General features: G+C 61.8%; 16 protein-coding genes. 5 read left to right on the top strand and 11 right to left on the bottom strand.

The window, feature by feature from the left end; all coding sequences use genetic code 11:
- The 10 genes from EN780_RS13765 to EN780_RS13720 all read right to left on the bottom strand — a co-directional run.
- On the bottom strand, positions 1 to 553 hold a 553-nt coding region (locus EN780_RS13765; protein WP_128274286.1), incomplete at its 3' end, for a hypothetical protein.
- The gene (locus tag EN780_RS13760; RefSeq protein ID WP_245499959.1) at positions 550 to 1080 is read right to left on the bottom strand and encodes a L,D-transpeptidase; all 531 of its coding nucleotides are present in this window, start codon (positions 1078 to 1080) and stop codon (positions 550 to 552) included. The genes EN780_RS13760 and EN780_RS13765, both read right to left, overlap by 4 nt.
- 142 nt (positions 1081 to 1222) lie before the next feature.
- A complete protein-coding gene (locus EN780_RS13755) occupies positions 1223 to 2386 on the bottom strand; it encodes an AAA family ATPase (protein ID WP_128274284.1) in 1164 nt (387 codons plus the stop codon).
- Positions 2383 to 3024: a TadE/TadG family type IV pilus assembly protein gene (locus EN780_RS13750; protein ID WP_128274282.1), complete on the bottom strand. Its 642-nt coding sequence runs from the start codon at positions 3022 to 3024 to the stop codon at positions 2383 to 2385. The genes EN780_RS13755 and EN780_RS13750 overlap by 4 nt, the downstream gene beginning before the upstream one ends.
- Positions 3025 to 3026: 2 nt before the next feature.
- Positions 3027 to 3551 (bottom strand): TadE/TadG family type IV pilus assembly protein, encoded by a 525-nt coding sequence (locus EN780_RS13745; RefSeq protein ID WP_128274280.1) that lies wholly within the window; start codon positions 3549 to 3551, stop codon positions 3027 to 3029.
- Between the two features lie 5 nt (positions 3552 to 3556).
- Positions 3557 to 5080 carry a pilus assembly protein TadG-related protein gene (locus EN780_RS13740; protein WP_245499958.1) on the bottom strand — a complete coding sequence of 508 codons (1524 nt, stop codon included), beginning with the start codon at positions 5078 to 5080 and terminating at the stop codon, positions 3557 to 3559.
- Between the two features lie 105 nt (positions 5081 to 5185).
- Complete coding sequence (locus EN780_RS13735) at positions 5186 to 5485, bottom strand: hypothetical protein (RefSeq protein WP_128274276.1); 300 nt, start codon at positions 5483 to 5485, stop codon at positions 5186 to 5188.
- 93 nt (positions 5486 to 5578) lie between these two features.
- Positions 5579 to 6841 carry a type II and III secretion system protein family protein gene (locus tag EN780_RS13730; RefSeq protein WP_245499957.1) on the bottom strand — a complete coding sequence of 421 codons (1263 nt, stop codon included), beginning with the start codon at positions 6839 to 6841 and terminating at the stop codon, positions 5579 to 5581.
- A 126-nt stretch (positions 6842 to 6967) separates the two neighbouring features.
- Positions 6968 to 8008: a Flp pilus assembly protein CpaB gene (gene cpaB / locus EN780_RS13725; RefSeq protein ID WP_128274274.1), complete on the bottom strand. Its 1041-nt coding sequence runs from the start codon at positions 8006 to 8008 to the stop codon at positions 6968 to 6970.
- An 80-nt stretch (positions 8009 to 8088) separates the two neighbouring features.
- Positions 8089 to 8307: a Flp family type IVb pilin gene (locus tag EN780_RS13720; RefSeq protein ID WP_128274272.1), complete on the bottom strand. Its 219-nt coding sequence runs from the start codon at positions 8305 to 8307 to the stop codon at positions 8089 to 8091.
- A gap of 520 nt (positions 8308 to 8827) precedes the next feature.
- Here EN780_RS13720 and EN780_RS13715 point away from each other — a divergent pair.
- The 5 genes from EN780_RS13715 to EN780_RS13695 are packed head-to-tail and all read left to right on the top strand — an operon-like array spanning position 8828 to position 13291.
- Positions 8828 to 10213, top strand: coding sequence for a CpaF family protein (locus tag EN780_RS13715; protein WP_128274270.1), 1386 nt, complete (start codon positions 8828 to 8830; stop codon positions 10211 to 10213).
- 53 nt (positions 10214 to 10266) lie between these two features.
- Positions 10267 to 11184: a type II secretion system F family protein gene (locus tag EN780_RS13710; protein WP_245499956.1), complete on the top strand. Its 918-nt coding sequence runs from the start codon at positions 10267 to 10269 to the stop codon at positions 11182 to 11184.
- Between the two features lie 16 nt (positions 11185 to 11200).
- A complete protein-coding gene (locus tag EN780_RS13705) occupies positions 11201 to 12148 on the top strand; it encodes a type II secretion system F family protein (RefSeq protein WP_128274266.1) in 948 nt (315 codons plus the stop codon).
- A 52-nt stretch (positions 12149 to 12200) separates the two neighbouring features.
- Complete coding sequence (locus tag EN780_RS13700) at positions 12201 to 12749, top strand: tetratricopeptide repeat protein (RefSeq protein WP_128274264.1); 549 nt, start codon at positions 12201 to 12203, stop codon at positions 12747 to 12749.
- A gap of 2 nt (positions 12750 to 12751) precedes the next feature.
- Positions 12752 to 13291 carry a prepilin peptidase gene (locus EN780_RS13695; protein ID WP_128274262.1) on the top strand — a complete coding sequence of 180 codons (540 nt, stop codon included), beginning with the start codon at positions 12752 to 12754 and terminating at the stop codon, positions 13289 to 13291.
- Positions 13292 to 13303: 12 nt separating this feature from the next.
- On the opposite strand, the gene EN780_RS13690 is transcribed toward EN780_RS13695, so the two are convergent.
- Positions 13304 to 14119, bottom strand: an 816-nt coding sequence (locus tag EN780_RS13690; protein WP_128274260.1) for an ABC transporter substrate-binding protein, incomplete at its 5' end; no start/stop codon positions are given.

Raw genomic sequence — 14119 nt, 5'->3', positions numbered from 1 at the left:
TGCGGTAGTAGACCTTGCCGTCCGCCTGCTGGATGCGCTGGTAGGCAGGGTTCGGGGCAGGCGGCGGTGCCCGCTTCCTCAGCGGGGGCATTTCGACGGATCCTGGATCCGCCGTGTTTTCGGCAAAGGCCGACGGCTCCGTCTCCGTGCTGGCTGGGGCCGCCTCCGGCTCGGGCGCGCTCGCCATCGGTTCGTCGCCGACTGGCCGGCTCTGGCCCAGCCGGGCGATGCCACCATTGACCTCGTTGAACTTCGCCTGCAGCTGGTCGTCGAGTTTTTCGAACCGGCTCTGGAAACCGTTGTTGACGGTATCGAGACGGGCGCTGATGCGCTGCTCGAACTGGCCGAGCTGCTCCAGCCGCGCCTCCACGGTGCGCAGGTCGTTGATGCCGCGATAGAGGTAGACGGCGGCCGTCAGGTTCACCACCGTGACCAGCGCGGCGCCAGCCACGACAAGGCCAATGGTGCCTTTGCGGCTTGGCTTGCCGACGGCCACTTCTTCCCGCGGGCCGAGTTCGATCGCCGGCATCTCCGGGTCGCTGATCATAGTCATTCCACCACCACCTTTGCGCCCACCGCGACGCGCTTGAAGAGGTCGATCACATCGGTATTGGTCAGGCGAAAGCAGCCTGACGTGCCGTCGAAGCCGACACCCTTGGGATCGTTGGTGCCGTGTATGCGGTACAGCGTATCGCGCCCGTCGCGCAAGAGGTAGAGCGCGCGCGCGCCGAGCGGATTGTAGGGGCCGGCCGGCACCATGTCAGGCAATCCCGGCTGACGGGCGCGCATCTCCTTGGGCGGCCGCCATTCGGGCCATTCGGTCTTCGCCCCGACCTTGACCGTTCCGGTCCAGCCGAATCCGTCGCGGCCGACGCTGATCTGGTAGCGCAGCGCCTGGCCTTGCCGCGTCACCAGGTAGAGCGCCTTCTCGTCCTTGCGGATGATGATCGTGCCGGGCTGCTCGGGGGTCTGGAAGGCGACCGTCTTCTTCAGGCTGGGTCCCATGGCCGGCAGCGGCGGCCGGTCGGCAAGCGCCGACCGCGCCTCGGCGAGCGGCAGGCCCGACACAAGCGCCGTCACGGCGATGCAGGCGCCGACGAAGGCACGGATGATGTGCGGCCTGGAGCGGTTCAGCGCTTCATGGAATCGCTGACCCGCCCCAGCTATTTGTTTTGACGCAATTCCGGACGGAAAACCGCTGCGCACTTTTCCTGGAATTGCTCTAGCGGCCGGCATCGCTGAGCCGTTCCTTGAACATCAGCTTCAAATCCTTGTTGAAGCGCGCCCGCCCGTCGACTTCGGAAGGCAGGATGGCGCGATTCAGCGCGTCGGTCAAAAGCGCATTGTCGAGCGCGACCGATTTGATGTGCGGCGCCTTGAAGATCTTCTCCAGCTCGCTGCGCGAGAAGTGGTTTCCGAACCATTTGCGCTTGTGCTTGTTGGCGACCAGCGTGATGCTCACCTGGTTGCCGCGCAGCTCGCGGATCTTCTTGTAGAGGCGCTTGCCTTGCCTGAGCGAGGCGACGTTGAGCTCGAAGACGATGAAGATCTCATCGCTCGTCGAAAGCACCGAGCTATGCCAGGGCGTCTCGATGTTCGGCAGGTCGATGACGATGTCGTCGAAGCGGTAGGCGACGAGGTCGAGCAGCCTGAGCACGAAATCGGCGCCGCGCGGCTCGAACGGCAACTCCGGCCGCTCGAAGGAGTAGAGCGTCAGACCGGACGGGCGCGAAAGCTTGATGACGTCCATCAATTCGACGTCGAGCCGTTCCGGCTGGCCGATGATGCCCGACAGGTCGAACTGGTTGAACTGGTTGAGATAGGCGCCGCAATTGGCGCTCTGGAAATCGAGGTCGACCAGGCAGGTCGAGGCGGCGCGCTCGGCAGACTTCGAGGCCAGGTATTCCGCCGCCGACAGCGCAAGCGTCGTGGCGCCGGCGCCGCCGCTGGCGGCGATGAAGGTGATGATCCGGCTCTTGGTGCCCTGGTTGCCGGTGTCGTGGAAGGTGACGGCGTTGAGCAGTTCCTTGGCATCGAGCGGCTTGTGCAGCCAGTCCGAAGCGTTCATGCGCACCAGCACGCGCGTCCGCTCCGACGTCAACTCGTCCGAGATCGCGATCAGCGGCACCGAGGCCCATTTGGCGCGTGCCTCGACGATGCCCGGCTGGCCGAGCAGCTCGCCATTGCCAAGGTCGAGGATGACGATACCGGGACGCGCATCGGCGGGTGGCCCTTTGAGGAAGTCGCCTGGCTCCGAGACCTGGACGTCATAGATCGCCAGCGCATCGAGCCTTGTCGCCACATCGCGCTTGAACTGCGGATCCGACGAGAACAGGGCGACCTGCTTGCGCCTGGTCGGGAGGACCTTGGTGTCGATGGCGTTCATGGCGAGGTACTCTTCAAATCTTCGCCCGTGACCGTGCTGAGCATGGAGGGCATGGCCTTGTTGGCATACAACCAGCTCAGGAAGAAGAACTGGAAGGTGATGTTACGAAGGTTGACGGTGATTGTCGGCACCGGCCCGCCGAGCCGTGTCTGGTAGCCGAGACCGCTTGCTGCATAGGTGATGACGACATCGCTACGCCGCAGGCCGGGGAAGAAGTGGCACATGCCGGGCCGCATGGTCAGTCGCTGGGCCGCGGTGATTGTCGGACACTCGTCGTCGTTGGTGTTCGCAGTGTCGCCGCGAAAGACACGGCTGAAATTGGCGGCGCTGAAGTTGCCGCTGTTGCTGCAGGTGCCCGTCCCGGCGGTGTAGCCGCAGACGAATGGTCCATAGGCGCCAGCGACCACCGGCGCGCCCGGACTCGAGATTGGCGCGGCTGTGGTAAGCGCGGTTGCGACCGGGTCGGAAATCGATGCCAGCCGCGCGCCGATCTGCACGGACTTGGTCGCGGCATTCCATTGGTAGAGCGCGTAGCCGAAATCGACGAAGCCGAGGACAAGCGTAAAAAGCAACACCGAGACGATGGACATTTCCACCACTGTGGCGCCGTCTTCGGATGTTGCAAAACGCCTGATCATGATCAGAACCGGGTAAACCGCTCCTCGTGGAAATCGGTCAGTGTGATCGGATTGATGCCAAGCAGAGACAGCATGCCGATGCCCGCATAGGCATAGGTGCCGGCCGCCCTGACGATGCAGACCTGGGAAGTGGTGGACCGATACTGCGTGACGCCGGCAACCACCGCGTCATGGCAGGAGCCGCTGGCGGCAATGGTTACGGTCACGTCGGACTTTGCCCATCCCGCGACACGTGAATTGCCGGTTCCAGCCGCATTGCCGAAGACGGCGATGTTGGCGGCGATGTCAGCACAGTTGATGGTGAGCCCGGCACTGGTGTAGAGCGCGCTGTTGCAGCGTGCGGCGTACCGCGCCCCGTCGTCCAGGCCCGCTTCTATCAACAGTTTCTTGTGGATGAGATTGCCGAACTCGAACACACCCGCCGACAGCAGCAGCATCAGCGGCGCTATCAGGGCCATCTCGACAAGCGCGGTGCCGCGCTGGTCACGGCGGAAACGGCTGAGGATGTGGGACAGCCTGCTCGACATCGACGTCACCGATAGAGCTGGGGTTCGTCGCGCAGGAAATTGTCGAGCGTGCCCTGGCCGCCCCGCCCGGTGATGTCGACCAGCTCAACCATGACGGAACCATCATCCGACGGGGATGATACCGGTTCGGTCAGGAAGAAGCTGCCGAATGCCTCGACAGGAAGGTTGGTGCTGTGGCCAGACAGGTCATTACCTTGTGCTTCGAGCGCGTTGCAATTCAGGATTGCACCATAGAGCAGGCGACGATCGACCGTCGTGACGGGCGGCTGGCAAGAGTTTGGCGGGGTTCCTGTCTCGCCGCCCGCCGACGCCGTTCCAACAAGGCCTTGTGCTATCTCGTATCGGTAGACCTCGTAGCGGGTCGGCTTGGTCGTAGTCCATGACGATGGGAAACTGGCGGAGCCGAAGTTTGTATTCCAATATCCTGGGGTCAGTCCTTCGGTAAAAAGCGGCCAATTGCCGTCGCCCATCCGCCCGTTCATGTTGGGCGTGGCGGCGTCCCGAGGCAGGCCCATATTGGGGGTGCCGAACGTCAACTGGTTATAGGAGGGACATTGGCCACCTCCGCCTCCTCCGTTGCCATTCTCGTTTCCGTTACCATTTCCTCCGGCTGCCGCGCCTTTCCTGACGTTTGCCGCCGGTCCATATTCAGGGCTGTTGAAGTGACTTCCGCCGGCCCTGATGCCGAAGCGAACATTGAAAGCATCCTGGACGGGGCCGGCATTCTGACCGGTCTTGGTGGTCACACCGTCGGAGGAATAGCAGCCGATCGGCCTCGATGTGGCAATGGTCTGAGCGAGAGCCTGCGCGCCGTTGCCAAAACCTTCCGGCGGCTCAAGGAAGCCGAAATTGCCAGGACCGGCCGCCGCCCCGTTGCCGACCTTCCGGAGTTCGATCAGGCGGCGATGCAAGGCAGGATTTGAAACGGCCTGCTCAAGCGTTATCCCGTCGGGGTCGTTCTCATAGGGATTGCAGATAAAGACGGGAGTGAAGTCGCAGACGCCGGAGTTGAATCCGGCTACGGCGACGGCGCCGACGTTGAAGCCGTCGCTAGCGCCGGCTGTTATGAACGAGGCCGGGAAGATCGCGGCAAAGCCGGTGGGGACGACAGTGACCTGGATAAAGCGCGTTTGCGGCTCTCCGACAGAGGGGGTGTTGTCGGCCAGATATGTAGTTTGGTTGGCCGCTGTTATGATGGTTCCGTCATTGGGGGGAATGGCCTTGAGGAAGCACCAGGAGATGCTTCCGGCGCTGTTGCAGCGCTGCGTGCCTCCCGGTTGGCCCGCTGTCAGACCAACCCTGCCGGCGTTTGAGAAATTGCTTTCGTTGGCGACCAGCGTCGCCATGGCGCGCTCGGCCCGCGCCCAGGAACCGGTCCTTCCGTCCAATTCCGCCGCGGCCGCAAGCGCGAAGGCATCGGCGCCCTTCTGCAAATCATTGTGCAGATTGTTGACCCGGCTCATATCGATCGCCAGCAACGAGAAGCCGATGATCGCCGGTAACATGACGCTGACGAGGATCAGCGCCAACCCTCTCTGATCGTGCCAGAACGCGCGAATAGCTCGCAACATGGCCCTACCCCTTACCCCTTCACGCCAAGCCCCTCGAATGCCCGGCGCACCGCATCCTTCTGCTCAATTCGCTCCGTTGGTCACACCCGAAGTGCCGACATTGACAGTCATATTCGTCGTTGGTGCCGGTGGCGGCGGAACTCTGTAGCTTCTAATCACGCCCACGCCGCGCTCGCCGTCGCCTTCGATTTTCGTGTTGTTCGAAGCCGGATTGTATGGGTCGACCGTCTGCAGCAGCGAATTGAATTTCTGCGTATCGCCTGCCGCCAGCGTCACCGAATCGTAGTTGTTGAGATAGTCTGCGGCGCAGCCTGTCAGCAGGCCGCTGCCCAGAACGACGAGCAAGAGCTTATTTTTTGACATAGAGCATCTTGTCCTTCGATTTCACGTCCAGCATGTGGCCATAAGGGCCGGTGACGCCTTCGCCGTGTTCATACTGGCGGATCATGTCCTTGTTCACCTCGAGTTGGCCGAGGATGAAGAACTCCGGATCATTGGCCGGTCGCGTCTTGTCGAACGGCGTTGCCAATTGCTCACCGGGCTGGGCCGTACGAGATGCGGCGTGACGATGACAACCAGCTCGGTTTCTTCCTTCTGGTTGCTCGAATTGCGGAACAGCGCGCCGATAACCGGAACCTGGCCGAGCCATGGCACCTGGTTCTGCAGCTTGGTGGTCTTGCTCGACAGGAGCCCGCCGACGGCGAAACTCTGACCGTCGCGCAGTTCGACCACGGTCGACAGTTTGCGGTTGGTGAAGATCGGGTCGCCGGCTGAGGTGAAGCCGGTCAGGTCGCTCACTTCCGGCGCCAGCTTGATATGGATCTTGCTGTCATCCATCACGACAGGCGTGAACAGCAGATTGACGCCAAATTGCTTGAATTCGATCTGGATATTGCCGTCGGTGCCGATGCTGCGGATCGGGACTTCGCCGCCGGCGTTGAAGCTGGCCGACTCACCGGACAAGGTGGTGAGATTGGGTTCAGCAAGCGTGCGCACCACGCCCTTGGCCTCAAGCGCTTCAATGATCAGGTCGACCTTAATGTTGCTGTCGATGACGCGGGTGATCAGTGCCGCGAAGGGATTGGTGTTCGACAACAGGCCGCTAAGCAGGTTCCCGGGTCCCAGCACTACGTCGTCTTCGTCGACGGCCGCAATGCCCGTTCCCGTACGGCTCGTGCCGCTGCCATTCGTGCTCTTGATCGAGACGCCGAGGTCGCGGCCGGCGTTGCGCTTGGCCTCCAGCACGCGCACTTCCAGGTTGACCTGCTGGCTGTCGTCGATGGTCACGGAGTTGATAATCGCGTCGGGACCATATTGCTGGGCGACGTCCATGATGGAGGCCAGCGTCGCTGCATCCTTGACATGACCGGCCAGCCTGATCTTGCCGTTGATCGAGCCGATCTCGATGCGCGCGCGCGGCGCCACCTGGCGGATTGCCGCGGCCATGTCGCTGACATCTTGACCGACCTCAACCTGAAGCGTGCCCAGCGACCGCTTGTCTTCGGAGAAAAGGTTGACCGTCGTGGTGCCGACACCTTTGCCGATGACATAGAGTGTCTTGTCGGTCATCGGCTGGGCATCGGCGATCTTCTCGTCACCCACGACAATGTCGCCAAGGGTGGAGTTCACCTGGATCGTCACCGACTGCGACACCGGCACGAAGATGCGATGGATAGTCGGGTTCGACACGTCGATGCGGCGGTCGGCGGCATGGGCCACGGGACTTAGCGGCAGCAATGCGCAGGACAAGGCGAAAGCGGCGGCCGCCAGTGGTCTCCGGTACACACGCATCTACGCTAACCCCCCTGCCGGCTGATTCGGAGTGTCGATCCTAATGCGCCGGCGTCATTTTTGTCGCGGCACATCGTATGTTTCGAGTTTTATACCTCGAAATACACCGATTGTCGCCCGCGCCGGCGGTTCCGGCTGCACGTATTTGACCTCTTCCTTGACAATTTCCTTCACTTGCGGCGCAGATGCCACAGCCGGAGCCGGCTTGACCTTGCTCAGATCGTCGATTTTGTTGTCCACCCGTTCGACGGCCTTGGCCAGCCCGGCCAGCTTGTCGTCGGCGCGTTTGCGATCGGCCGCGGCCGCGGCGTCCGCCGCTGCCTGCTTGGCGAGTTCAGCCTGCCTGGTGGCGACATCGTTCGGCGTGTCGCCGGTCAGGTCAGAAAGCGTGACACGCTCGGTCGTCTCGCCTTTGTTGGCCGCCGCCTGACGCAGCGCCAGCGACAACTGCCCAGCGCCTGCGGCGAGCGTCAGCTTCTGCGCGTCCTTGGTGCTGACTTCGACGGTCACGGCTTTGGCCACCGTCGGGCTCTCCTTGCTCTCGTCGGCAACCTGGTCAATGGCGAGCACTTTTATACTTTGCAGCAGCACATCGACAAAACTCTTGTCCGCCCCGCCATCGGCGCGCACCGTGCGGGTCAACAATATATCGACGCGGTCGCCTGGGAAGACAAAGCCGGCGACGCCGAGCACGTCGTTGACACGGATGGAAACGGCTTTCATGCCTTCGCCGAGCACCGCCGAAAGCGTGGCACGCTGGCCAGGGCCGGTGATTTTTGCGGCAAGGACAGGCTCGTTGGCGCCAATCGCTTGCAACGCCTGCTTCGAGCCTTCGCCGGCCAGGATCTCTTTCGTTGTCTTGAAGGCGCCGGCCGGAACCGCGCCCGCCGGCCATGCGATTTCACGCAATTTGTCGGCCGAGAGCGTATCGCCGAATTTCAACGGCACTGCCGCTACCACCACAGTGTCGCGCTGTACGCCATTGGCCTCGGCCAGCGCGTTGCGCTGACTTGCCAGCCAGATGTTGACAAGCACCACTGCCAGGACGCCGAACACGCCGGCGAGGACGATCATGATCAAAGTGTTGGCGCGCATGTACCCCAAGCCCCAATTCGCCCGCTGCGAGGAGACTCAGGCCCGGATCGATCGATCCGGGCCTGAGCGTTGTTGTGTAATCAGCTGCCGATGCCCGTCGTTCCGTTGCAGGCGCCGATCGGCGAGTTGTCCAGCGCGGTGCAGAGACCGGTGAAACGACCGGTAACCCAGCCGCCGATCGCAAGAATTGCCATGATCGCCAAAGCGGCGATGATGCCGACCAGGATGGAATATTCGACCATAGCAGCGCCGTTATCGTCGTCGCGGAACTGCCGGGCCATCGTCATGAGCTTCTTCATGCCAATTTCTCCCTTTGGAGGTTGAACCCGACGAGACGAGCTAAGGATGAACCCCATACCCAAGCATCCCCCGTCGACTTGATCTAAGTCCCGCCAAAAAGCAGAGTCAAACGGGATTAACAGTTCCTTAACCTTCGAATACATGAACGGAAGCCTGTTTAATTTTGGCAAGGGATTGATTTGATTAATTTTTCAAGCGCCTTTAACCATTCGTTCACAATCTTTCGCCACCCATATCGGTAGCATCATCATATTAGACTATGTGCATAGTCCTTTATATGTAAGGGTTTACCGAGGGTCGTCAGTGACGGAATCGCACGTTGCAGGGCGCAACGTTTCGTGAGGCCGGAGCAGAGGTGTGCTCACGAATGCACAGTCCAAAAATAAAACGATTTTTTTGGTGTCTCATCTTAACTATGTTGTAAGTATTCGATCCTTTGGGAGGCGCTCGGCGCTTGTGCCCCTGGTGGTTAACGCTTAGTTTCCAAACTGAGGGAAGTTTGCTGGGGGCTTGGGTCATATGCTGGGGCGCTTCATCAAGGGACCGAGTGAGCCGCGCGTGTCGCAGTCGGCGGCCGTCGTCGCGACATCGAATGGAGCGGCAATCGCTCCGGCGCCGGATGCCGAAATGCAGGGCGACGATTTTCTCACGCTCAAGGTCGAACTGCATCGCCATCTCATCGACCGTTTCAATCTGACCGCCCTTGAAAACGCCTCCAAGGATGAAATCCTGGACGAGATCCGGCCCATCGTGCGCGAGTTCGTTCGCCATCGAAACGTTCCGCTCAACGCCCGTGAGCTCGATCAATTGACCAGCGACACGGCCGACGAGATGCTTGGCCTGGGACCGATCGAACCGCTGCTGAAAGACGATTCGATCGCCGACATCCTGATCAACACCCACAATCGCGTCTTCATCGAGCGCCGCGGCGTGCTCGAGGAGACCAAGATCCGTTTCCGCGACGAGGCGCATCTGCTGCGCGTCATCAACAAGATCGTCTCGGCCATCGGCCGCCGCGTCGACGAATCCGCGCCGATGGTCGATGCGCGCCTGGATGACGGCTCGCGCGTCAACATCGCGGTGCGGCCGATCTCGGTCGATGGCCCGCTGGTTTCGATCCGCAAATTCTCCAAGCATCCTTATTCACTGGAGCGGCTGATCGCGTTCAATTCGATACGCCCGCCGATGGTCGATTTGCTCAGGATCGCCGTGCAGGCGCGCAAGTCGATCCTTGTTTCCGGCGGCACCGGCAGCGGCAAGACGACCTTGCTCAACGCGCTGTCGAGCTACATTCCGAGCAAGGAGCGCCTGGTCACCATCGAGGACGCGGCGGAACTGCAACTGCAGCAGCCGCATGTCGGCCGGCTGGAGACGCGCCCGCCCAATGTCGAGGGCAAGGGCGAGGTCCGCCAGCGCGAGCTGGTCAAGAATGCGCTGCGCATGCGGCCCGACCGCATCATCGTCGGCGAGGTTCGCGGCGAGGAAGCCTTCGACATGTTGCAGGCCATGAACACTGGCCATGAAGGCTCGATGACCACCATCCATGCCAACACGCCACGTGATGCGCTGTCTCGCCTGGAACAGATGGTGGGCATGGCCGGCATGCCGATGACCCACGAATCCATTCGGGCGCAGATCGCTTCGGCCATCGACATCATCGTGCAGACGCAACGGCTTTCCGATGGCGGCAGGCGTGTCATTTCCATATCGGAACTGACCGGCATGGAAGGCAATGTCGTCCAGCTCCAGGAGATCTATCATTTCGTCCGCCGGGAGGTGACGGCCGAAGGACAGATTGTCGGCGAGTTTCGCGCGACCGGCGTCCGACCGCGGTTCGCCCAGGAAGCTGCGACGCTCGGGCACCACTTCGGCAAGGATGCATTCAATCCGCAGGTGCCGCTCTGATGCCGACCAGTCAAACGCTGCTCTATTTCATCTATGTGCTCGCGGCTGCGTCGGTGATCCTTGCAGCCGAGTCCTTCTATCTGTCTTACGCGTCGCGGCGAGTCAGAGCCGGCGTCATAAATCGGCGTCTGTCGCGCCTTGCCGAAGAAGCGCCGGCCGAGAAGACCTTGCAAGGTCTGTTGCGGGAACGCGGGCTGACCGAATCCGGAGACTTTATCTTCGGCATGGTCGCCTTGAACCGGCTTTACACGCAGTCAGGTATCACCGGCAATCCGTTGGCTTTCGGTGCAATGTTCATTCTTGCCGGGTTGGTGCTCGCCTTGATGTTGAAATTGCTCCTCGCCCTGTCGATGGTCGCGGCGCTGAGCGTTTTCGTGCTGGTGGGCTTTGCGTTGCCGCTTCTTGTTCTTCGGCGCGCCCGCAACAAGCGCGTCCAGAAGTTCGCCAGGCAGTTGCCGGATGCCCTCGACATGATCGTGCGGTCGCTGCGCGCCGGGCATCCATCTTCGGTGGCGATAGCGCTGGTCGCGCGCGAGATGCCTGACCCGCTCGGCACTGAATTCGGCATCGTCGCCGACGAAATCACTTTCGGTCTCAGCCTCGAAAACGCCGTTCGAAAACTTTCGCAGCGGGTAGGATACGAAGGTCTTCACCTGCTTTCGGTATCCCTTTCCATCCAGTCCAAGACGGGTGGCAACCTGACCGAGATCCTCGCCAATCTCTCATCGGTGCTGCGCGAGAGGCAGAAGCTCCGGATGAAGATCAGGGCGCTCTCTTCCGAGGGACGAATGTCGGCATGGGTCATCTCTCTATTTCCGGTGGTCATGTTCATCATCCTCCAGTTCGCTGCCCCGGCCTACTACGGCAACGTCTGGAACAATCCGGTCATCACGCCTGTGTTCGTGATTTTCGGGGCGTGGGCGCTTCTCGGCGACTTCGTCATGTACCGCATGGTTAATTTCGACTTCTGAGGAGCGGCGGACAAACGTGTTCTCGAACATTCAGGATGTGGGCTTTCTGGTTTCCATGGCTGTCTTCCTGGCGGCGGTGGCGCTCTTCCTGTTCGGCGCGCTGGTCTTTCTGCCAGCGTTGCAGACGCGAAAGCTGGTCGCGCAAAGTCTCATCGCCGAGGGGATAGCCGATCGTCGTTCGCTGGTCGGTCAGGAGCAACTCGCCCGTATAGCGGCCCAGCGGCCGATCGAGGCCTACTTTCGCACAATCGAGAAGGAGCGAGGTGCACCAAACGCGCTCGAGGCGAAGCTCTTTCGCGCCGGCTTCCACCAGCCGAGCGCGCCCCTTGTCTACACCTTGTTGCGCTTCGCTGCGGTCGGTGCCGGCTTCCTGGCCGCCTTCACGCTCCTGCCCTTTGTCCTGCCGCAATTGCCCAGCGTCTTCACCTTTGCCGGTGCCGCCCTGTGCGGGCTCGCTTGTCTGGTCGTTCCCAGTGTGGCTCTCGACCGTTTTGAGAAGACGCTGCAACAGGTATATCGTCGCGGCTTTCCCGATTTCATGGATATGATGATCACTTGCGCCGATGCTGGCATGAGCCTGGAGGCAGCGGTCGAGCGGGTCAGCAACGAACTGGCTGGCACCCACAAATGGCTGGGTATTCAGCTTTCCATCATGAATTTGCAACTGCGCGCCGGCAAGCCGTTGCGCGAGGCATTGCGCGACCTGGCCGATCGCATCGGACTTGACGAGGCGCGGGCTCTGGCCGTGCTGTTCAGGCAATCGGAAGAACTCGGCACCAGCCTGACCGACGCCTTGCGCGTCTATAGCGACGAGATGCGCAGCCAGAGAATTCTGCGCGCCGAGGAGCGCGCCAACGCTTTGCCGGTCAAGATGATGATTCCATTGGGCCTGTGTATTTTTCCTGTTGTGTTGATGGTCATCATGTTACCGGTGGTCATTCGCATGAGAGGCATTTTCTTCTAGCCTGTCATATGCTTAGATTCGAATTGGAGTCGGGGGACCCCTGGGGGACAGAATGACAGGGAAAATACGCCTCGCCGCCGCTACAGGTGTGCTCATTGTGCTGCTTGCCGGTTGCCAGACCGATCCAACCGATGGCGTCGTTCGCACCAACGAACCCTCCAAGGGCGACGTCACGTCCTTTGGCGATACGTTCGACGGGCTGAAGACGGTCAGTGATGTCGACTACTATGCCTCGGACCAGGCGGTCGCCGAGGCCAAGAACCAGTTCCGCTCGGAAAACTACGGCAATGCCGGCGCCCTGTTCTACAAGGCCACTCGGCTGGCGCCCAACGATGGCGTTGCATGGCTGGGGCTTGCTGCTTCCTGCGATCGCATCCGCCGCTTCGACCTTTCCGATTTGGCCTATAGCCGCGCCTTCAAGCTGCTCGGCGGCACGCCCGAATACTACAACAATCTCGGCTATTCCTATCTGCTGCGCGGCAAGCTGCAGAATGCCCGCACCAACTTCCTCAAGGCCTATGAGCTGGCACCCAACGACCCGACCGTGGCCAACAATCTGAAGCTTCTGTCCTCCAGCGTGCAGAACGTCGAGCGGCAATAGCTATGCTGCTCGGCGCGTCGCTGCTGCTCAAGGCGCTTGCCATCCCTCTGCTCGCCAGGATCGCCTGGGTCGACTTCACCACCCAGAAGATAACCAATCGCGACGTGCTGCTGCTGCTTTGCCTGGGCCTCGGTTCCCTGCAACTTCTGTCGGTTCAGTCCGGATCGTGGTGGGACATGGGCTTGAGCGCGCTCGCCGGCCTCTTGCTGTTTGTCGTGCTCTTCCCGTTCTGGATCTTGCGCAAGGTCGGCGCCGGCGACGTCAAGTTGATGGCCATCATACCGTTACTGATCGGCGGCAGCGGTCTGGTCGTCTTTTCGGTACTGCTGCTGCTGTTTGCTCTGATCATGGCGATGGTGGTCAAGAACCCTCTGATGCTGCCGCAGGGCGCCTTCCAGCTCTATGTCCAGCATCTCGACCGCAAGGGCGTCGTACCCTTCGGTGTGCCTATCGCCATTGCCGCGATCTGCTCGATTGTGTTCCAGATCTACGAGAGCTGGATGTTGGCCAGCAGTTCGGGCGTTCTGCAGCAGCTCAACTGAGGCCCGCTTCCCTCAAAACCCCGCGGTCGACTTCGCCACCAGCTTCAGCGCGCCCTTCTCGATCCGGTAGAACGGCATCGTGCGCTGGCTGGAGCCGTCGGCGCGGAAGCGGAACAGGCCGGTCGAGCCGCGGAAGCCGCTGGCGTTTTCCAGCACCTGCTTGCTGAAGCCGTTCGGTCCGACGGCGCTCACAACGCCCGCGGACAGCGCCACCATGTCGTAGGCATAGGCGACATTGACGTCGGCCGGGTAGTGGAAGGTCGCGTTGAAACGGTCGGCGATCGGCCCGGTCTCGCTCTGGTCGAGCGTGGCGATATAGGCGCCTTCGAACGACGGATCGATCCGATGCTCCAGCCAGCGATCGGTTCCGATCAGCGAAACCGTCTTGCCGGGAATGCCTTTTGACTTCAGCGCCGCAAGCACCGGCGACGGGCTGGTGTCTCCGCTGGCGACGATCACGGCATCGGGCGCGTCCACCAGCGAGCCCATGTCGGCAACCGCCTTTGCGCCGCCGTCGGCCGGCGAGTAGGGCAGGGTGACGGCAAGTGCCGCGCCATAGATGCTGAGGCCGTTGGCGACCCGCTTTTCGACAGCGCCGGCATCGCTGCCCGCGGCCACCAGCAACACGAATTTCTTGGCGCCTTTTGCCGCGATCGCCGCCGCGCCCGCCGCCGCGCTGTCGGCCTCGCTGAGGCGCACGGCATAGACGCCGGGGCCGCCGGAAAAATTGTCGGCCAGCGCCAGCACCGGCGGCCGCGTCGAGCCCGACAGCTTGGCGATGTGCTGCGCGGCCGGCAGTTCGGTCGGGCCGATGACGACCTTCGATCC

This window comes from Mesorhizobium sp. M4B.F.Ca.ET.089.01.1.1 (assembly GCF_004022605.1).
GTDB lineage: Bacteria > Pseudomonadota > Alphaproteobacteria > Rhizobiales > Rhizobiaceae > Mesorhizobium > Mesorhizobium abyssinicae.
The sequence above is the reverse complement of the archived record's forward strand: the minus strand, read 5'-3'. Positions and strand labels throughout refer to the sequence as shown.